This window comes from Endozoicomonas sp. ALE010 (genome assembly GCF_049310165.1).
GTDB lineage: Bacteria > Pseudomonadota > Gammaproteobacteria > Pseudomonadales > Endozoicomonadaceae > Endozoicomonas.
Map to the genome: position 1 here is coordinate 1 of NZ_JBLYNV010000011.1, position 19,629 is coordinate 19,629.

A 19,629-nucleotide genomic window follows, 5' to 3' on the forward strand; every position below is an offset into this window, starting at 1 on the left:
GATTCGAACCAACGACCTTCGGGTTATGAGCCCGACGAGCTACCAGACTGCTCCATCCCGCGACAAAACTGTTCAGCTGATTCTTTAAAAAACATCAACTGCTTTACAAAAGTGGTTGCGGGAGCTGGATTCGAACCAACGACCTTCGGGTTATGAGCCCGACGAGCTACCAGACTGCTCCATCCCGCGTCGAAAGAGAGGCGAATTATAGGGACGCTGGTTATAATGTCAAGGATTACCTGCGGCAAAAGGAGAGGGTGAAAGTGAGTGCGGTATTGGTTATGCACGGATACCGCACGACAATTGACAATTATTAGCTGGCCACCGCTTTATTCGCGATCAACTGGTTCACGACTTCAGGATCTGCCAGCGTTGATGTGTCGCCAAGGTTTTCGAACTCGTCAGCAGCTATTTTCCGAAGAATCCGCCTCATGATTTTTCCAGACCGGGTCTTGGGAAGTCCCGGGGCCCACTGAATAATATCCGGGGTAGCAATTGGCCCTATTTCTTTCCTTACCCATTCCTTCAGGTTCTTTTTCAGGTCTTCACTGCTGTCTGTCCCGCTATTGAGCGTGACATAAACATAGATCCCCTGGCCCTTGATATGGTGTGGGAAACCGACAACCGCAGCTTCCGCCACCTGCTGATGGGCTACCATTGCCGATTCTATTTCTGCCGTTCCCATACGGTGGCCGGAAACATTAATGACATCATCCACACGACCGGTGATCCAGTAATAGCCATCTTCATCCCTTCGGGCTCCGTCACCTGTTGTATACATACCTTTAAACGATGAGAAGTAGGTTTGAACAAACCGTTCATGATCTCCATAGACGGTTCTCGCTTGTCCGGGCCAGCTATCCAGGATAACAAGATTGCCTTCTCCGGGGCCATGGATCAGACGACCCATGTTATCTACCAGGGCAGGCTGTACACCAAAGAATGGTCGTGTGGCTGAACCCGGCTTAAGGTCAGTGGCTCCCGGAAGTGGAGTCAGCATTGCAGCGCCTGTTTCGGTCTGCCACCAGGTGTCGACAATAGGGCAGCGCTCTTCACCAATGGTTGAGTAGTACCAGCTCCAGGCCTCCGGGTTAATGGGTTCCCCGACAGAGCCCAGCAATCTCAGTGAGTTTCGATGAGTGTCTTTGACCACTGCATCGCCTTCTGCCATTAATGAGCGGATAGCTGTTGGTGCAATATAAAGAATATTCACAGCGTGTTTATCGATGATTTTGCTGATGCGATTGGTTTCAGGATAATTAGGCACTCCCTCATGCATCACAATGGTTGCGCCATTCAACAGAGGGCCATAGGTGACGTATGAGTGTCCGGTAATCCAGCCAACGTCAGCATTGCACCAGAAGACTTCGCCGGGTTGATAGTCAAATACATATTGATGGGTCATGGAAGCGTATACCAGGTAGCCACCTGTGGTATGCATGACACCCTTTGGCTTTCCGGTAGAGCCTGAGGTATAGAGGATAAAGAGTGGATCCTCGGCATTCATCTCCCTGGCTTCGCAGTGTGGCGAAGTGAGTGCGGTTAGCTCCTGCCACCAGACGTCACGGTGACGATGCCAGGCAATATCAGCGCCTGTGTGCTTGAGAACAATGACCTTCTCAATGGTGTGTGTGTCGGGGTGTGTCAGTGCTTCATCGACGTTGCTTTTCAGAGGGACTGTGCGCCCGCCTCGAACACCTTCATCGGCAGTCACGACAATCTTTGCTTTTGAGTCAATGATTCTTCCTGCCAGAGCCTCCGGTGAGAATCCGCCAAACACCACGGAATGAATGGCCCCGATACGGCTGCAGGCCAGCATGGCGACGGTGGCTTCGATGACCATGGGCATATAGATCGCTACCACATCACCTTTGCGAACACCCTGACTCTTCAATGCATTGGCGAAGCGGCATACCAGTTCATGCAGTTCCCGGTAGGTCACCTTTCTGGCTTCACCTTCATCATCCGGCTCCCAGATAATGGCCAGTTGGTCACCTCGCTCTTCCAGGTGCCGGTCAAGGCAGTTGTAGGACGCATTGGTGGTACCATCATAAAACCAGTTGATACTGACGAAGTGGTCGTCAAAAGAGACTTTTCTCACTTTGGAGAAAGGCTGGAACCAGTGGATGCGTTGACCGTGTTCGCGCCAGAAGCCTTCAGGGTTAATGATGGATTGCTGATACATTTCCAGATACTGGTCGTTGTTAACCAGTGTGTTCTCAAGAGCAGCAGGTTTAACTGGATAAACGGAGGTGTCAGACATATCACTTCCCTTAGTGTTGTTATTATTATTTAGTTCAAAATGACTCAGGGCGGTTGTTATTTTGTTGAGGTTGAGTGATTGCTCAATAAAACGACTGTGAACGTATTTATTGAAGTGTTCTCAGTTTAGGATTTGCAGGGATTTCTGGTATTAGACTTTGGTCTTAACTTCTATCAGATAAAGTATCTGGTCCCGGTTTTGTGCATTTAATAACCCTATCACTATTTTGACTGATATCGAAAGTATCAGCCTTCTGACTAACGTACGATCAAGGGCGACATTCCACGGGCACCGGTGTATATTTCGCTGAGGATGACTTATAAGAATAATAGCTATGTCTGGATGGATACTGGCCCTTATTGCCACAGTGTACGTCGCCTGTCTTTTTGTTGCCGCCTGGTTTGGTGATTATCGGGGGGCTGCTTTCAGAAAACGCTGGCAGCCCTTGATTTACAGTCTTTCTCTGGCTGTTTACTGCACTTCCTGGACTTTTTTCGGTGCTGTGGGGCAGGCCAGTGAAAACCTGTGGTCATTTCTTCCCATCTATCTTGGTCCCATCCTGGTTTTTGTTCTTTTCTGGAAGCTTCTGGTCAAGCTGATTACTGTCAGTAAACAGGAGAACATTACGTCAATTGCCGACTTTATCGCTTCCCGCCATGGTCGTTCCCACTTTATGGCGATTCTGGTGACCCTCATTCTGGTCATTGGTGTGCTTCCCTATATAGCGCTGCAGCTAAAAGCTATTGTGATGGGCTTTGCTCAGCTGACGGATGACAGTCCAGAGTCTGGCCGATGGTCTCGGGAAGATCTGGCATTAGCCATCACCTTAACCCTGAGTGTTTTTGTCATTATGTTTGGTACCCGAAAGCTGGATGCTACCGAGCACCAGAATGGCATTATGACGGCTATTGCCTTTGAGTCTCTGGTTAAGCTCTCGGTTTTCCTGCTGGTGGGAATCTGGGTTTCGTGGGCTGCTGTGGATCATATTAGTCTTGATGCCATCATCCAGCCGGGTGACGGGAATGCCGGGGTCAGCTGGTTTGATAGTATTATCATGCCTACGGTAATGGCCATGGCAGCCATACTGTGTCTGCCCCGACAATTTCATGTCACGGTGGTAGAAAACAGCAGCATTGATGATTTCCATAAGGCTCGATGGCTGTTTCCTGCCTATTTGTTGTTACTGGCTCTGTTTGTGATACCCCTGGCGCTGGCTGGCAATCAGCTATTGGGCAGCACTGTGCCCGGTGATGCCTATTTGATTGAACTGCCAAAACTGATGGGCAACTTACCCATGGCTGTGCTGGCTTTTCTGGGGGGCGTGTCTGCTGCCATCAGCATGGTGATTGTGGCAACACTGGCTTTGACCACCATGGTATCCAACGAAATTTTAATGCCATTACTGCTGCGCAGAAATAATCACAGTTACCGCGACAGTAATGACTTTTACCGGTTCAGTGGCCTGTTGCTGACGGTAAGACGTACGACGATTGTCATTTTATTGATGTTGTCATGGGTTGTTTATCGACTGCTGGAAGGCGCTGGTTCTCTGGCTGCTATCGGTCAGATGTCATTTTCGGCCGTTGCTCAACTCGCCCCGGTGTTGCTGGGTAGTCTCTACATCAGGGAAAGCAATGCCCGGGCAGCCGCCGGTGGCCTGTTAGTGGGTTTTATGGTCTGGCTTTTCTGCCTGATAGTACCTGTGCTGGTTGATGTTTCATGGCTGGGTACCAGTGTTGTTCAGCAAGGTGTTTTTGGTTATGAGTGGCTTAAGCCGGATAATCTTTTTGGTCTGGGTATTACCGGTACGGTCACCGGAGCAACACTGGTTGCGCTGTCGCTGAATACCTTTGTCTATCTTTGTGGCTGTCTTTACCTGAGGCCGGGTATTGAAGAGAGAAGGCAGTCCCGGAAGTTTGTTGATGCGGTCCTGTCTGAAGATGGTGTTTTCCCGAATGCAGCCATTACGGTAGAAGAGCTTGAACAGCTGGCCAGCCGCTTTGTCAGTAAAAACCGGGTGCAGGGTGTTATTCAACGCTTTGAGTCCGGGGATAGAGGGCTGCTATTCGGAGCGCTGAATGGTCATAAGCAGGCAGGGCCAGAACTGGTGGCCGCGATTGAACGGTTGCTTGCAGGAACGCTGGGGGCGTCATCGGCCCGTATTGTGATGAAGTCTCTGGCACATGGGAATGTCGCGCTTGAAGAAGTTCAGGCTATGGTGGATGAGGCCTCGGAAGTCTTTCAGTTCAACCGGGAACTGCTGCAGGGAGCGATTGAGCATATCAGCATGGGGATCAGTGTGGTTGATCGTAACCTGGAGTTAGTTGCCTGGAATCAGCAATATCTGCAGTTGTTTGACTACCCGAATGACCTGATTAAGGTGGGTCGTCCCATTGCAGATGTTATTCGGCATAATGCCCTGAATGGACTTTGCGGAGTCGGTGATGTAGACCATCACGTCAATAAACGACTGTCATATATGAGGAATGGGACGGCCCATCGCTCAGAAAGGCGGCGACAGGATGGCAGGGTGATTCAGATTCAGGGGAATCCCATGCCCGGTGGTGGATTTGTTATGGCTTTCACCGATATCACCGGGTTCCGTCAGGTTGAGCAGGCCCTGAAAGAAGCAAATGAAAGCCTGGAGCATCGGGTGCAGGAGCGGACAAAAGAGCTGTCATTGTTAAATGTGCAACTTTTAGGGGCAAAGTCACAGGCAGAGAAAGCGAACCACTTGCGTTCACGTTTTTTTGCGGCAATCAGCCATGACCTTATGCAGCCAATGAATGCGGCTCGACTATTTACTGCCTCCATGGAACTGGAAGCAAAAGGCACCGTGCATGAAGAACTGGCGCAAAATATCAGCAACTCATTAAGGTCTGCGGAGCATTTGTTGACAGATTTGCTGGATATGTCGCGAATCGAAGCGGGTAAGGTGGCGGTGAATCTTCGGGATGTTCCTGTAATGGAGGTGTTAGAGCCCCTGAGGTCCGAGTTTTCGCTGTTGTCGAAAGAGAATGGGCTGATGTTCAGGGTGGTCAGTTCTGATCGGCGCATTAAAACCGATCCGGTGCTCCTGAGAAGAATATTACAAAATTTCCTGACCAATGCGTTTCGTTATGTTGCCAGCACCCATAAAACAGGAAAAGTGCTGCTGGGATGTCGTTTTATCAACAATCAACAGCTGAGACTTGAGGTAAGGGATAATGGGCAGGGCATACCCCAAGACAAGCAGGCACTGATTTTTGCAGAATTTGAGCGGTTATCGACAGCCGTGAATGGGCTGGGGCTTGGGCTCTCCATTGCTAAAGGTATAGCTCAGATCCTTGAGGCAAAAATTTCCTTGTCATCGTCGCCGGGAGAGGGGGCTGTTTTTTCCGTTGTGGTTCCTTTGGTCTCTGGAAGTATTGTGGATCCCGCAGTGGTACCTTGTGATCCTGATCAGGGGAGCATGGGGTTGAAGGTTCTGTGTGTGGATGATGAACCGGACATTATCAAAGGTATGGCCAGTCTGTTAACTCGTTGGGGGTGTCGGGTGGAGACTGCACAAAGTCATCATGAAGCGATTCATTCGCTTGAGGTCATGACGCCTGATTTATTGATGGTGGATTACCAGATGGGCGATCAGGCCAGCGGTATTGAGTTGATAGAACGTATCCGTAAAAGGTCAGGTTATCAAACAGGTGCTGTTCTGGTCACCGCGAATCAACAGGATGAACTGCGGCAACGATGCCGGGAGCTGAATATCAGCTATTTGAAAAAGCCCGTCAAGCCAGCCTCCATGAGGGCCATTCTGAACCGTTATGACGTTGAAAAACACCCGTTAGAAACGGTTTAGTCTTCGGTTTTATGATCTTCCGGATCCTGCCCGGGCATCTCAATTTCCAGCGCTTTGATGGCGATCACCGCCTGGGTCCTGCTTCTGACCCCCAGTTTTTTGAAAATGGCGGTCACATGGGCCTTGATCGTCGCTTCCGAAACATTCAGGTCATAGGCAATCTGCTTATTCAACAGGCCTTCACTGATCATGCCCAGAACCCTGAACTGCTGTGGTGTCAGGGTTGCCAGTCTGGCTTCCATATCACTGCTTTGCCGGGATTCGACAGGTTGGAAATTATCAGGCCACCAGTTTTCTCCATCCAGAACTTTGATAATGGCGACTTTCAGGACATCCAGCGGCGTAGACTTTGGAATGAAGCCACTGGCTCCATGGTTTTTGGTTTTCTGTATGATCTGCTGGTCATCAGAAGCTGAAACAATGACAACAGGAACATCCGGATATTGCCCTCTGAGAAATATCAACCCGGACAGCCCGTGCGCTCCCGGCATGTGCAGATCCAGCAAGATGAGATCCGGTGAGGCATTGTTGTCCAGAAGCATTTGCAGTTCAGCGATTGAACCAGCTTCGTGGATCACAGGTTCCTTGAGTGCGAGACCAACAGAGGACTTGAGAGCAGTCCGGAATAAGGGGTGGTCATCGGCAATTATTATTGTGTAGTCCATTTTTTGAGGTTGCCATTATCTGTTTGATCGGTCAATTAAATAACCTCTGTGAACCCTTCAAAGACTCAGAGGTTTATTAAAGTATAAGTAAATCGATTTCATATGATGGAACTATTCTCTGTTGGGGCGGTCATAATTAGTGGATATCTACTGAAATAAGGGCACTAAATGGTTGGTTCGGTCAATTTTTCTTCAGTTCCAGTTGCTGTTGATCAGGGTAAATACACTAAGGAATATTTTGAAGATTATGAATCAAAGGCTCAAAGCCTGGCTGAATTAAAAGAGGACCGGGAAAAGAGTCCTGGATGGAATACAGTCAAGACGGTTGCGGTTTCTTCCCTTGCGGCAGTTTCCCAGCTCGGACAACTGGTTGGTAGCATTTTTGGCCATACTGTCTTTGCGCTCCCATCTGCCTTGGTGGGTGGGGTTTTCGGCTTTTGTGTTTATGCGCCCTTTATGAAGGCTGTGGATCATCTTTCGGGGAGAGAAAACACCAAGTCGTTCCTGGAATATACGATTACTCCAGCAAACATACTGAGTAATTTTATCTATAACCGGGTTACCGACCTTGCCTGTCGATATGTTGTGGGTTTCGGGCTTATGGTTGCGGTTGTGGAACCTGTGAATATCATCCTCGGCGGTCTGGCAGCAGGCACTTTATTGTCCCCACTGATTTACAATGACTTTAAACATAATAAATCCAATAATGTCGAGCATTTCATCGATGGTCCGGGAAATTTTTCAGTCAAGCTCAGTGCACAACACTATTTATGGCAAAAATTTGATGATTGGGCTGCGGGCATTAAAAGAACCCCTTTAGCTCTTCATGATCGAATTGCAGCTAAAGTGGTTGCCGAGCAGGTTTCTATCAAGGAATTGGCTGATCTGGTTGGCTGATGATAAAGGGCATTCATTTCCCCGACTGCTTTACAGGCGCTCAATAACGCCTGTTGCAAAGCACTACACCCATTCTCAGCAGGGCGAAAATTAATCACAGGCATTATGAAGTCGGTGCCTGGTATGGCCCATGAAGGCTTTGCTTTGTGCATTTTGGTGATACCGGACTAAAGCATTCCGGATGTTTGCCATAAATGTCTGAGTAAAATGCCTGTATTTCCGAAAGGTCTTTTTCGATGTCCTCCCCTGGCTCGATAACAGGACCAAATCCTCCGGTTCTGTCCTTGAAATCAAGAAAGGCAAGTACAATGGGGATGCCGGCATTTTTTGCCATATGGTAGAAGCCTGTGTGCCACCGCTCGCCGAGTGCCCGGGTACCTTCAGGGCATATCACCAGGCCCAGCTTTCTGTGTTGCTTGAAAGTACAGACCGCCTGTTCTACCAGGCTGCCTCTTCTGCATCTGCCATTCCGATCCAGTGGAATCCCTCCCATCCAGCGCATAACCCAGTTGAACGGCCCCCAGAACAGGGTGTGTTTGCCCACCCAGTAACACTGTACACCGGTAGCAAGGCCAATCGCCATGCCATAGACAAAGTCCCAGTTACTGGTATGGGGAGCACCAACAAGCACGTACCTGGCCAGGCGTGGGGCTCTGCCCTGAATCCTCCAGCCCATCACTTTGAGAAACAGTTTTGCGAATATAGAAAGGGTCTGGCTGACAATGGGTGTATTGAAAATTGTGATTTGCATAGTTCAGAGGGTGCCTTGCTATCCCGTTTACAGGAAGCGGTGTTGAAAGCTATCAAAAGAGCGATCGCTTTGAGCACAGCTTCATAACAGAAAATGAATGTATGCAGCCTTAACGACTGGTTAACAGGCAAGGAATTGCTTGCCAAAAGCATTCTGTATGTATATACAGTGCTTATCCCGGAGCTAATTGGAACATGATGGAAAGTAATGCCATTCTTGAGCAAAAGGTGGTCCAGAGAAAAATCATACATATCGATTTTGACGCCTTCTTTGCCAGTATTGAAATACGTGATAATCCGAGGTTGTCAGGAAAGGCGGTTGCTGTCGGGGGGGCTCCGGATCGTAGAGGGGTGATTGCCACTTGTAACTATGAGGCGCGTCGATTTGGTGTGCATTCAGCCATGTCTTCAGCCCAGGCGATGCGGCTCTGCCCGGAGCTGAAGATCATTCCTCCCCGCTTTTCTGTTTATCGTGCCGCGTCTTCTGAAGCTCATGCCATTTTTCGCCAATATACTGATTTAATTGAACCTTTGTCCCTGGATGAGGCCTATCTCGATGTCACCGGAACTCATCTTTGCCGAGGCAGTGCCACCTTGATTGCCGAGGAAATCCGGCAGAAAATTTTTCAACAATTGCATGTCACCGTCTCTGCCGGCGTTGCCACCAATAAGTTTCTGGCGAAGATTGCCAGTGACTGGAATAAACCCAATGGCCTTTTTGTGATCACTCCGGAACAGGCGGATGATTTTATTTTCGATCTGCCTGTGAAAAAAATTCATGGGGTAGGTCGGGTTACCGCCGGGAAACTGCATAAAAAAGGCATCAATACCTGCGGGCAATTACGCCAGTACTCCATTCTTGAGTTAAGTCGCTGGTTTGGCAGTTTTGGTGAACGGTTGTGGGAGCTTTCCCGGGGGCGGGATGATCGTGAGGTGCAGACCAGTCGGCGCAGGAAGTCCCTTTCTGTTGAGCATACTTATGATAAAGACCTGGCGGGGCTTGCGGATATTACTGCACAGGTTATCCCGTTGCTTGAAGAACTTCAGGAACGCTACCAGCGTATTGAAAAGGAATACGAGGTGCATAAGCACTTTGTTAAGGTAAAGTTTGCTGATTTTACCCAGACCACCCTTGAGGAGAGTCTGCCGACAACCGGTGAAAGTGTTAAGGAGCATTTTACTCAGTTGCTGGTAAGAGCCTGGGAACGGGGAGGTCGTCCGGTCAGGCTTCTTGGCTTAGGGGTCAGGCTTGTGGATCTCCGTGAAGAAAGAGCGCTTGAGCAGCTGGAGCTTTTTGAAAAGAAAATTATGGGGCTGGCTTAGGCTCCCGTTTTTTTTCTGCCAGCTGTCCAATCATATTGCTGACCAGACAATAAGCCACGAACCAATAAAAGCCAGAGTGCAATGCTGCATCAAATTGCACAATCTGCCTGGAATCGTCATGTCCAGCCGCAGTGGCATTGGCCGCCAGAAAGGCGATAAGTACTCCAATAGCAAACACATCAGCCATGGACCATTTGCCCAGTAAACTGTTCAGCCTGAGCAGTATTTGGTTTTCCCTGACAAAATTAGCCAGCAACAGGAAGCCCAGTTTTATCACCGGTATCACCAGGCTGAAGGTGACAATCAGTACTGCCACAAAATAATAGCCACTGCTCCAGAGGTCTTCAGCGGTACCAAGAATGGAACGCTTCTTTTCATAAACAGTGGATGTCCCTTTAACTTCCAGACGATCAAGGAACTGGGTAGCCAGACCCGCCATGGCAGGATGAAGGTTCTGCTGCTGAACGATATGCCTTGCCTCATTCAGCATTGCCTGACGATCAAGATCGGCCTTGATGGTCATCATGGGTTGAGTCACTCCCGGAATCAGCAGGCAAAGGGAGGTGATTATCATCAGCGTGAGTAGCCACCTGGAAGCTGTCATCAACGACCTCATTGTTCTTCTTAATAAGGAATAGATTCTGATAGCTCAGTTTGGTCTAAGGAGCGACGTTTGTCAGCTTGCTAATCATGATGGGTCTATTTCATGCTGGTTCAAAATGTTCAACCATCAGTTGTAAGTTGTGCTGACCACGGAATTCATTGATATCGAGTTTATAGACAGCCTTGATCTGACGAATATTGGGATCAGGCCACACTCTGTTGTCAATATTAAAGGCAATGGCATCCAGCCAGAGTTCGCTGCCGGGTATCTTGAGTACCATTTTGAGGTGCTTCTCTCCCACCAGTTTCTGCTGAATGATTTGGAATTGACCATCAAAGCAGGGCTCAGGAAAACTTTGTCCCCATGGCCCGCCCTCGCGAAGGGTATAGGCGGTTGCCATGGTTACCTGACCGGGCATCAGTTCACCGTCAGTGTGCATTTCTGCCTGAAGGTCTTCAGCGGTCAGTTGTTTTCTGACCTCAAGGTCAAAAGCCGTTTGAAATTCGTTGAATTTTGCTTTTGGTATGGACAGCCCCGCGGCCATGGCGTGACCACCAAATTTAATAATAAGTCCGGGGTTATCCCTGGCAATACTGTCCAGTGCATCACGCATGTGCAGTCCCTGAATCGACCTGGCAGAGCCTTTCAGTTCTGGCTCTCCCACAGGATTATCGGCTTCAGCAAAAGCAATCACCGGACGGTTCAGTTTCTCTTTTACCCGGGACGCCAGAATGCCAACCACGCCCTGGTGCCAGCTTTCCTGAAACAAGCTGACGCCCCATGGCAGGTCTGTTTGCTGGTTAAAGCGGATTTTCTCCAACTCTGCCATGGCCTGGCTGTGCATGCTGCCCTCAATGGCTTTTCGGTCACGGTTAAGACCATCCAGCTCAACGGCCAACTCCCTTGCCCGGTTTATATCGTCGCAAAGGAGCAGTTCGATACCAATCGACATATCATCCAGACGTCCAGCCGCATTAAGTCTTGGACCCAGGGCAAAGCCCAGGTCAGACGCGACCAGTTTTTCAGCATTTCTACCGGATACCTCAATCAGCGCTGTAATACCCGGTCGGCAGCGGCCGGAGCGGATACGGGCAAGTCCCTGGAAAACCAGTATGCGGTTATTGCTGTCCAGCTTGACCACATCAGCCACTGTGCCGAGGGCAACAAGGTCGAGAAGTTCGGCCAGATTGGGCTCTGTGCTCCCCTGAAAATACTCCCGTGACCGCAACAGAGTTCGCAAGGCACACATCAGGTAGAAAATAACGCCTACCCCGGCGGTATTTTTGCCGGGAAACGGACAGTCTGGCTGATTAGGGTTAACAATCGCATCGGCTTCGGGCAGTTCGCGACCAGCCAGATGGTGGTCGGTAACCACCACTTTCATACCTTTGTTTTTTGCTGCCAGGACACCGGTAAGGCTGGAGATGCCATTATCAACGGTGATTAATACATCCGGTTGAAAGGGCAGGGCGGCTTCAACAATTTCAGGGGTCAGGCCATAACCATAGTCAAAGCGGTTGGGCACCAGAAAATCAGCATGGCCACCCATGCTTCTCAACGCCAGAACCGCGAGAGCACTGCTGGTGGCACCATCACAGTCGAAGTCGCCAACAATGAGCATGCGCTGCTGGTTGATAATAGCCTCAGCCAGAATGTCAGCGGCTTTATCGATATCCCTGAGTTGCCGGTAGTCGCTTAACTGTTGCAGCTGACGTGGCAGTTCATCCTGAGTTTTAACGCCCCGGGCACTGTATATTCTGGCCAGCAGAGGATCCATCTCGGGCGTGAAGCAACAGGTTGAAAGGTCGTAGGTGCGGCGGATTATATTCACAGGCATAAATGAAACAACAGGCGATGAAGCGAAAGGAAGTGTCAGGGTAACACAGTTTCCGTTTAGCGGGGGCGATAAATAGAGAGCCTGCAAAGTACCGTAATGGATTACTTTAACGCGTTTATCTTCCGTCTCAGTTCAGCCATATAATGCACATGTGACCGACTATGACGGCCATACAATGTATTTTTTCCCGTGGCCTTATGAGCGTGAATTATGGCCCGTCGACCAAGGATGGTTGGAGCCAGGCGTTTATGCCATCGCTTATAGCCAAATCGGGTTTCATTGGTGACAGTTTCCAGAACACTCCCTGTTCTGGATCGGCAGAATCACAACTGCTTGAAGGCGACACCAGCATGCACTTTGCAGGTGTGATGGTTTTGAACGTCAGGTGCTTTGGATGAAAGACTTGAGAGATGAAAGTTCGTTGTCAAGAATATCGTAACGCTCCTCCCGCTCAAACAAATCAGCCATATAAGCTGGCAGTGCGGGTGCATCCAGGCCCGCTTTGACGATCGCGTCAGGGAATTTCACCGGGTGGGCGGTTGCCAGGGTTACCACTGGCGTTTCTCTGGCCAACCCAACTTCTTCCGTTGCCCGGATACCGGTTGCTGTATGGGGGTCCGCAAGATACCCGGTGTTATTATACAGGGCACTGATCGTATCGCAGACCTGCTGATCATCAGAACGGCTGCTATCAAACAGTGCTCTGATGGCCTGCCACACATCATTATCAACACGGATATTTCCTGTTTCCCTGAAACCAGACATCAATTCCGTCAGGGTGTCGCCATTACGGTTATGCATATCAAACAGCAGGCGTTCAAAGTTACTGGAAACCATGATGTCCATACTGGGCGACAGTGTCTGCTGCAGTGCTTCCTTGCGGTAGTCATTGTTCTGGAAGAAACGGTGGAGAATGTCATTGTGATTGGTGGCAACAATCAGTTTCTCTATGGGCAGGCCCATTCCCCGGGCGATATAGCCTGCAAAGATATCGCCAAAGTTGCCGGTAGGCACTGCAAAGCTGACAGGCTGATCCGGCGCACCAAGGGCCAGGGCCGCGTGAAAATAATAGACAATCTGGGCCATGATTCTGGCCCAGTTGATGGAGTTAACGGCAACGAGCCGGGTGTTCTCCGGCAGGAACGACTGGTCGGCGAAACATCTTTTCACCATATCCTGGCAGTCATCAAAATTGCCCTGTATGGCAATGTTGTGAACATTGCTGTCCAGAACCGTCGTCATCTGGCGACGCTGAACTTCTGATACCCGTTGATAAGGATGAAGAATAAATATATCCAGATGATCGCTATGGCGACAGCCTTCGATGGCTGCCGATCCGGTATCACCAGACGTTGCACCCAGTACTATGGCCTTTTCATTACGATCTGTCAGTGTGTGGTCCAGAAGGCGACCAAGCAGTTGCAGTGCAAAGTCTTTGAAGGCCAGGGTTGGGCCGTGGAAAAGTTCCATAACCCACTGATTGGCACCCAGTTGCTGAAGTGGTGCGACAGCCTGATGGCTGAACCCGGCGTAACTGTCATCAATCATCTGCCTGAGTTTATCATCCGGGATGGTTCCGCCGACAAAAGGCTGGATGATTTCAAAGGCAAGCTGATGGTAGGGGAGTCCCTTCAGTGACCGAATGGTCTCAGCGCTGAACTGTGGCAGGGTTTCTGGTACGTAAAGACCACCATCATCCGCCAGCCCGGCCAGCAGAACATCCTGAAAATCTTTGGTGTGTCCCTGTCCTCGGGTACTGATGTATTTCACTGGGAATTCCGTATATCTGTTTATTACTCTGACAGCACCGCTTACCCAGCAAAGAGTAAGCGGGTGGGCAAATAGCTTCAGGCCATGGTTTCAACACGAATTCGGGTGATGGGGGATTTAATATCCTCCAACGCCTCGAGTTCAGAGATAGCTTTGTCCATGGTGCCTTCAAGAGTACGGTGGGTAAGGATAACGATATCCGCACAACCATCATCTTCACGAGTGACTTTCTGGGTAATGGCATCGATATTAATGCCGTGGTTGCTCAGCACCCGGGTAACGGCATTCATTACTCCGGGGTGATCGTCGGCATGGATGCGCAGATAAAAACTGCACACTGTCTCGGTAATCGGCAGTACCTGCAGGGTATCGCTCAGACTTTCCGCTGAGAAACCCAGGGCATGAACAGCAGCGTCTGGAGCGTCAATGGTTCTGGCAATATCGACGATATCGGCGATTACGGAAGATGCCGTGGGCTCAGCACCAGCCCCGGGGCCACTGTACATGGTCTGGCCAATCCCATCTCCCTGAATCACAACCGAGTTCATCACACCATTGATGTTGGCCAGTGGACGATCAGAAGGAATCAGGGTCGGGTGAACCCGCAGTTCAATGCCATTGGCTGCCTTGCGGGCAACACCAAGGTGTTTGATTCTAAAGCCAAGGGAAGCGGCATACTGAATGTCACTGGGCGTGATTTTGCTGATGCCTTCGGTATAGGCTTTGGTGAATTGCAGAGGAATACCAAAAGCGATGGACGCCATAATAGTCAGCTTGTGACAGGCATCAATACCTTCGACATCAAAGGTTGGGTCTGCTTCAGCGTAGCCCAGTGCCTGTGCTTCTTTCAGAACATCGGCAAACGGACGGTTATGGTCACCCATTTCCGTCAGGATATAGTTGCCGGTACCGTTAATAATACCCGCCAGCCAGCTGATGCTGTTTGCCGACAGCCCTTCCCTCAGACACTTGATGATGGGAATGCCACCGGCAACCGCTGCCTCATAGGCGACAATGACATTTTTATCACGGGCAGCCTGAAAGATCTCGTTACCATGTTCGGCAATCAGGGCCTTATTGGCAGTGACCACATGTTTTCCCTGGTCGATTGCCGTCAGAATCAGCTCTTTGGCGACATCATAGCCACCAATGGTTTCTACCAGAATATCAATCTCAGGGTTGTGAGCCACTGCAAAAATATCCCGGGTGACGTTGATGTCCCCGGTGTCGCAGTCAGAATTATCCCGGCGGGCACCAACCTGCTCAATAATCACAGGACGGCCGACCCGGGCAGTAATAATTCTGGCGTTACGCTTAAGTACATTGAAGGTGCCACCACCAACAGTACCAAGTCCACAGATACCTACTTTGACCGGTTTCAAGGTGTTCCCCATATTCATTGTTATGATCATTCCCGGTAATACCGGTGGGGATTATAACCTTAAACAGTTTTTTGATGCGATATGGGCGGTGTCATTCGCGGGCACTGTCTCGCAGTAATTTCATGGCTTCTTCATAATTGGGGGGATCCGGGAACAGGTCTTTGTAGGATGGTGGAACGTTAAGGGGATCCATTGAGTCCGAAGATGCACAACCAGCCTTGTCAGGCAGGGACTTCTTGTCAATCATTCCAGTGGCCGTAACCGGGGCTGTTGTTACCGGTTGTGTTGTTTCCTGGTCTGTTGTGCCGGTAATGTCTCTGGCAGGTGTATCGTCCTGATCAGGTGGCAAATTGTCTTCCTCGGAGTCATTATTAGCAAGACATGATGATCCCTGCAGATGTTTCGCGCACAAATATCCTACACCACCGAAAGCCAACCCAGTGACAATTGTTATTGCCACAGTGGTTAGAGAACAGAAGCCTGTTGCTGTAATACATTTTTGGCAATCAATTGTATTTCCACGTAGCAGGCAGTGCATGCATTGTGCACCGCTACAATCGGTGACTTTGGTCCCCAGGAAACTACCAGCGACAAGGCCAGCAGTGGCCCCGCAGCCTGTGCAATTATGACAGTTGGCTTTCGGGTCGGTGATAGATCTGGTGACGTATCTGGTGATGGTTTGTGGTATGGGTGCATTAAGCATTTTGCGATTTACTCCGTTTAACGGTTTTAAAAACAACAGGCAATGTAAGCGCTGTCAGTCAGGGTTATTGGATTGGACACCATCGGCCAGCGAGTTAATGGTTTCTTCATAATTGGGGGGGGCATGATTGGGGGGATAGTTCAGGGTGTTGTAGGGTGGCGGAGCCATTGAGCCCGCAGGTGCAGGCAAATGGGTATCGTGCAGCAGGGGCTCAACATCAATCACAGCAGAATCCTTACCCGGTGCTGATTGCTCCTGCTGTTCCGGATGACTACAGCGACTGTCAGAGAAAGGGCCTAGATAACAACACAGAAATTTGGCTAGCGTGGAGCATGCACTGGGAAGGCCGCTAGCACTGGCACAGTAGCGAGATCGCTGTTCCTTATTTGCACACGCATACCCCAAAGAGCCCATAGTCAATACCCCAACCAGACCCCCGGCGACTGTCATTCCCGAGCATATGCCAAAGGTAGCGCATACTTTGCCCGTCATTAGACCTAATTTAAGACAGCGGTCTGCCTGATCTATATTTCCGAGACAGCAGCAACAGTCTTTGAGAAAGTTTGTGCAAGTACAGGATGTGACTTTGACCCCTGTGAAAATACCGGAACCTAAGCCCGCAGCAGCTCCGCATTGGAAACCTCCATAGACACAGACTTTTGGCTCGGTCATTTGTCTGCTGATAGTTTGTGGAGTAGGTGCTGTCAGCATTATCCTGTTTCCTCATCGCAATTCTGAATTTAATGTCCATGTAGACAGAATTTTTTGGCAAGAGTTCACTGATATTTTTGAGGAGAAGGAGATAGCTGAAAAGGCAGGAAAGAATAAGGGTGGTCTGGACACCCTTATCACAAGAAGAAATGGCAATCAGATAGAGACTTCACCAGCCAGACTGACACTGAGCATGGCTTTAACCGCGTCGGTGCCGAGACCCAGAGAGTAAAGGTGATGAAGTTTACAGAACATGGCTTCGGTAGTGGTATCCAGGCCTCCCACAATACCTGCTTTGGCCAGTGCTGAGCCTGCTGCATAGCTACCCTGGTGAACGGTGCCCCGGTGACACTGGGTCAGGTTAACAATCAATTTTCCTGAAGCGGTTGCCCTGGCAAAGGTGTCCAGCAGGGCGTGGTCAGCATCAGGGCCATTGCCTGTACCATAAGTGCGCAGAATAAAGGCATCCATGGGTTGATTCAGCGCAGACTCCATCCACCTGGCAGTAATGCCAGGGAACAGCTGCAGAATGCCAACATGGGTTTCACCGTCGCAATCAAGCTGAAACTTTTCAGCTTCCTTTGGCCGCCACAGGAGCGTTTCATTGAGTTCTACATGGATATCTGCCCGGCCAAGCCAAGGGTAGTTGGGGCTGTCAAAGGCATCAAAGAGGTAGGCGTTCAGTTTACGAGCACGGTTGCCGCGCAACAGGCGGCCGTTGAAATACAGGCAAACCTCTTTGATTCGGTCATCAGTCGCCACGGTCAGGGCACCAACCAGATTTTCCAGACCATCGGTGCGGGCTTCACACAGAGGAATCTGGGAGCCGGTAAAGATGACCGGCTTCTGCAGGTTTTGCAGCATAAAAGAGATCATGCTGCAGGAATAAGCCATGGTATCGGTACCGTGCAGAACGACAAAACCATCAAACTGCTCATAGCGGCTGGCGATATCAGCGGCGATTTGCTGCCAGTTACCCGGGCGGATATTGCTGGAATCGATCAGCTGAGGGTATTCAAACAGTTCGAATGCTGGCAGGCTGGCCATCACATCAGGAGAAAGTTTCTCTTCCAGCAGCCCCATCAGGTTATCCCCGGGCGCATAGCCGGAATCTGAATGGCGCATACCAATGGTTCCACCGGTGTAGGCAACGTAGATTTTCTTGCTCATGAATGTTCCTGATTAAGATCAGCCTCACAGTATAAACGGCGATTGTCATTGGGTGATGGGCTTTGATCAAGTCTATCACTTCAATGCATGGCAGAGGCTGAAAAAAAACGCCGCCCTGTTGATAACAACCCGGGCGGCACTGGGAATGAATGATGAAGAGAGTAATCAGGCAGTAGCCATCTGGCCGTGGACTGAATGATCTTCCACTTGTTTCACATACTTGTTATCCACCGGGCGGAATTTACCCAGGTAAGCAAAAGCAACAACCAGGCCGATACTGATGAAGCTCATCCACATGTAAGGCACGTAGGCGAAAGTAGATACCCCCAGCAGGCCCGCCATAAAGATACCGTTGTCAGACCATGGCACCATACCTGAAGTCAGAGTACCGCCAAATTCCGAGCTGCGGGAGAGCATACGACGGTCAACACCCATACGGTCGTAGTTTCCGGACATGATCTTGGGGGTCAGGATCAGTGATACGTACATGGCAGAACCGAATACGTTGGCCAGGAATGCAGTAGCCACAGTGTAGGCAGTCAGGTTGCCTTCATTGGTGATACGGTTTTCAAAGGTGCGGGCGATGGTTTCCAGGATGCCCACCTTATCCAGCAGGCCACCAAAGCCCAGGCCGAAGATAACAACCGCAACGGAACCCAGCATGTTCACCATACCGCCCCGGTTCAGGATGTTGTCCAGAAAAGCGTTGCCGGAATCAACCGTCAACGGTGCCCACAGGGCGTTCACAGCGTCGATGGGCGTGCGGTCCTGGAACAGAACTGCCCAGACCACACCCAGGCCAGCACCCAGCATGATAACCGGGTAGGACGGGAACTTTTTGGCCAGCAGGAAAAGAATGATAACTACCGGAACAAAAGCCATGAAAGAGATGCTGAAGTTCTCATCCATCAGGTTCATAACTTCCTGCACCTGGGCCATATCAGCACTGCCGCCAAACTGGAAACCGTACACGGTGAAAGCGATGGCCGTCAGGACATAAGCAGTCAGGCTGATGGGCAGCATGCCCTTGATGTGGTCAACAATTTCAACCTCGGACATTGAGGAAGCCAGGATAACACTGTCCGACAGGGGAGAGAGTTTATCACCGAAGTAAACACCGGACAGGATGGCACCGGCAGTAACCGGGGCAGGAACGCCGAGACCCTGACCAATTCCCATCATGGCGATACCCGCAGTACCGGCTGCACCCCATGAGGTACCGGTTGCCAGGGCGGTCATGGAACAGATCACCATGGTGGCCAGCAGGAAGATGGAAGGATGGATAGTTTTCAGGCCGTAGTAAATGATCGATGGAACAATACCTCCGGCAATCCAGGTGCCCACCAGTGCGCCTACGGCAATCAGAATCAGGATCGCACCGGTGCCTTTGAAGATACCTTCTGCGGCAGCCGCTTCAAGATCTTTGTACTGGTGGCCCAGTTTGACACCCAGTCCCATGGCCAGGAACCAGCCGATGCAGAGCGCCAATTGAATAGGAAGGTTCAGTTTGGCGGTAAACGCAAAAGCGAGAACCAGAAAGGTACCTAATACCAGGGACACCTGTCCCATAGAAGGTAACGTGATCTTCTGCTCCATGAATGAACTCCGAGGGGTTATTAATTTAATCAATGCGCTATCGAACGCGCATATCCTAATGATTTGGCAAGTATATTTTTTGATCTGTGTCAGAAAATGACAGCGAATCCTTACAGTCCC

The 19,629-nt window shown here is 50.2% G+C and carries 14 protein-coding genes and 1 tRNA gene; 3 read left to right on the forward strand and 12 right to left on the reverse strand.

Translation table 11 applies throughout. The annotated features are described in order from the left end of the window. Window positions 1–112: 112 nt before the first annotated feature. Window positions 113–189: transfer RNA gene (locus ACO6UY_RS06910), tRNA-Met, on the reverse strand. 124 nt (window positions 190–313) lie between these two features. Beyond that, complete coding sequence (gene acs / locus ACO6UY_RS06915; RefSeq protein WP_422448418.1) at window positions 314–2,263, reverse strand: acetate--CoA ligase; 1,950 nt, start codon at window positions 2,261–2,263, stop codon at window positions 314–316. A 334-nt stretch (window positions 2,264–2,597) separates the two neighbouring features. Here acs and ACO6UY_RS06920 point away from each other — a divergent pair, with 334 nt between their 5' ends. Next, complete coding sequence (locus tag ACO6UY_RS06920) at window positions 2,598–6,101, forward strand: PAS domain-containing hybrid sensor histidine kinase/response regulator (protein ID WP_422448416.1); 3,504 nt, start codon at window positions 2,598–2,600, stop codon at window positions 6,099–6,101. On the opposite strand, the gene ACO6UY_RS06925 is transcribed toward ACO6UY_RS06920, so the two are convergent. Continuing rightward, window positions 6,098–6,766: a response regulator gene (locus ACO6UY_RS06925; RefSeq protein WP_422489448.1), complete on the reverse strand. Its 669-nt coding sequence runs from the start codon at window positions 6,764–6,766 to the stop codon at window positions 6,098–6,100. The genes ACO6UY_RS06920 and ACO6UY_RS06925 overlap by 4 nt on opposite strands. A 168-nt stretch (window positions 6,767–6,934) precedes the next feature. Here ACO6UY_RS06925 and ACO6UY_RS06930 point away from each other — a divergent pair, with 168 nt between their 5' ends. Continuing rightward, complete coding sequence (locus tag ACO6UY_RS06930; protein WP_422448412.1) at window positions 6,935–7,663, forward strand: hypothetical protein; 729 nt, start codon at window positions 6,935–6,937, stop codon at window positions 7,661–7,663. A 103-nt stretch (window positions 7,664–7,766) separates the two neighbouring features. On the opposite strand, the gene ACO6UY_RS06935 is transcribed toward ACO6UY_RS06930, so the two are convergent. Continuing rightward, window positions 7,767–8,414: a lysophospholipid acyltransferase family protein gene (locus ACO6UY_RS06935; RefSeq protein ID WP_422448410.1), complete on the reverse strand. Its 648-nt coding sequence runs from the start codon at window positions 8,412–8,414 to the stop codon at window positions 7,767–7,769. 194 nt (window positions 8,415–8,608) lie between these two features. Here ACO6UY_RS06935 and dinB point away from each other — a divergent pair, with 194 nt between their 5' ends. Further along, the gene (gene dinB / locus ACO6UY_RS06940) at window positions 8,609–9,736 is read left to right on the forward strand and encodes a DNA polymerase IV (protein WP_422448408.1); all 1,128 of its coding nucleotides are present in this window, start codon (window positions 8,609–8,611) and stop codon (window positions 9,734–9,736) included. On the opposite strand, the gene ACO6UY_RS06945 is transcribed toward dinB, so the two are convergent. From ACO6UY_RS06945 to nhaC, 8 genes are all read right to left on the reverse strand, one after another. After that, complete coding sequence (locus tag ACO6UY_RS06945) at window positions 9,720–10,310, reverse strand: paraquat-inducible protein A (protein WP_422489450.1); 591 nt, start codon at window positions 10,308–10,310, stop codon at window positions 9,720–9,722. The genes dinB and ACO6UY_RS06945 overlap by 17 nt on opposite strands. Before the next feature lie 130 nt (window positions 10,311–10,440). Beyond that, complete coding sequence (recJ, locus tag ACO6UY_RS06950; protein ID WP_422448404.1) at window positions 10,441–12,177, reverse strand: single-stranded-DNA-specific exonuclease RecJ; 1,737 nt, start codon at window positions 12,175–12,177, stop codon at window positions 10,441–10,443. A gap of 381 nt (window positions 12,178–12,558) precedes the next feature. Further along, complete coding sequence (thrC, locus tag ACO6UY_RS06955; protein ID WP_422448402.1) at window positions 12,559–13,947, reverse strand: threonine synthase; 1,389 nt, start codon at window positions 13,945–13,947, stop codon at window positions 12,559–12,561. Between the two features lie 77 nt (window positions 13,948–14,024). Then, window positions 14,025–15,329, reverse strand: coding sequence for a homoserine dehydrogenase (locus tag ACO6UY_RS06960; RefSeq protein WP_422489452.1), 1,305 nt, complete (start codon window positions 15,327–15,329; stop codon window positions 14,025–14,027). A 91-nt stretch (window positions 15,330–15,420) separates the two neighbouring features. Beyond that, complete coding sequence (locus ACO6UY_RS06965; RefSeq protein ID WP_422448398.1) at window positions 15,421–15,678, reverse strand: hypothetical protein; 258 nt, start codon at window positions 15,676–15,678, stop codon at window positions 15,421–15,423. A 408-nt stretch (window positions 15,679–16,086) separates the two neighbouring features. Beyond that, the gene (locus tag ACO6UY_RS06970) at window positions 16,087–16,257 is read right to left on the reverse strand and encodes a hypothetical protein (RefSeq protein ID WP_422448396.1); all 171 of its coding nucleotides are present in this window, start codon (window positions 16,255–16,257) and stop codon (window positions 16,087–16,089) included. Between the two features lie 642 nt (window positions 16,258–16,899). Further along, window positions 16,900–17,913, reverse strand: a complete 1,014-nt coding sequence (gene ansA, locus ACO6UY_RS06975) for an asparaginase (RefSeq protein WP_422448394.1) — start codon at window positions 17,911–17,913, stop codon at window positions 16,900–16,902. A gap of 165 nt (window positions 17,914–18,078) precedes the next feature. Then, window positions 18,079–19,509 (reverse strand): Na+/H+ antiporter NhaC, encoded by a 1,431-nt coding sequence (gene nhaC / locus ACO6UY_RS06980; protein WP_422448392.1) that lies wholly within the window; start codon window positions 19,507–19,509, stop codon window positions 18,079–18,081. Window positions 19,510–19,629 lie beyond the last annotated feature (120 nt).

Bases quoted from the DNA above. Each gene is read 5' to 3' on its own strand.
- acs (WP_422448418.1), bottom strand. From the start codon at position 2,263: ATGTCTGACACCTCCGTTTATCCAGTTAAACCTGCTGCTCTTGAGAAC.
- ACO6UY_RS06920 (WP_422448416.1), top strand. From the start codon at position 2,598: ATGTCTGGATGGATACTGGCCCTTATTGCCACAGTGTACGTCGCCTGT.
- ACO6UY_RS06925 (WP_422489448.1), bottom strand. From the start codon at position 6,766: ATGGACTACACAATAATAATTGCCGATGACCACCCCTTATTCCGGACT.
- ACO6UY_RS06930 (WP_422448412.1), top strand. From the start codon at position 6,935: ATGGTTGGTTCGGTCAATTTTTCTTCAGTTCCAGTTGCTGTTGATCAG.
- ACO6UY_RS06935 (WP_422448410.1), bottom strand. From the start codon at position 8,414: ATGCAAATCACAATTTTCAATACACCCATTGTCAGCCAGACCCTTTCT.
- dinB (WP_422448408.1), top strand. From the start codon at position 8,609: ATGATGGAAAGTAATGCCATTCTTGAGCAAAAGGTGGTCCAGAGAAAA.
- ACO6UY_RS06945 (WP_422489450.1), bottom strand. From the start codon at position 10,310: ATGATAATCACCTCCCTTTGCCTGCTGATTCCGGGAGTGACTCAACCC.
- recJ (WP_422448404.1), bottom strand. From the start codon at position 12,177: ATGCCTGTGAATATAATCCGCCGCACCTACGACCTTTCAACCTGTTGC.
- ansA (WP_422448394.1), bottom strand. From the start codon at position 17,913: ATGAGCAAGAAAATCTACGTTGCCTACACCGGTGGAACCATTGGTATG.
- nhaC (WP_422448392.1), bottom strand. From the start codon at position 19,509: ATGGAGCAGAAGATCACGTTACCTTCTATGGGACAGGTGTCCCTGGTA.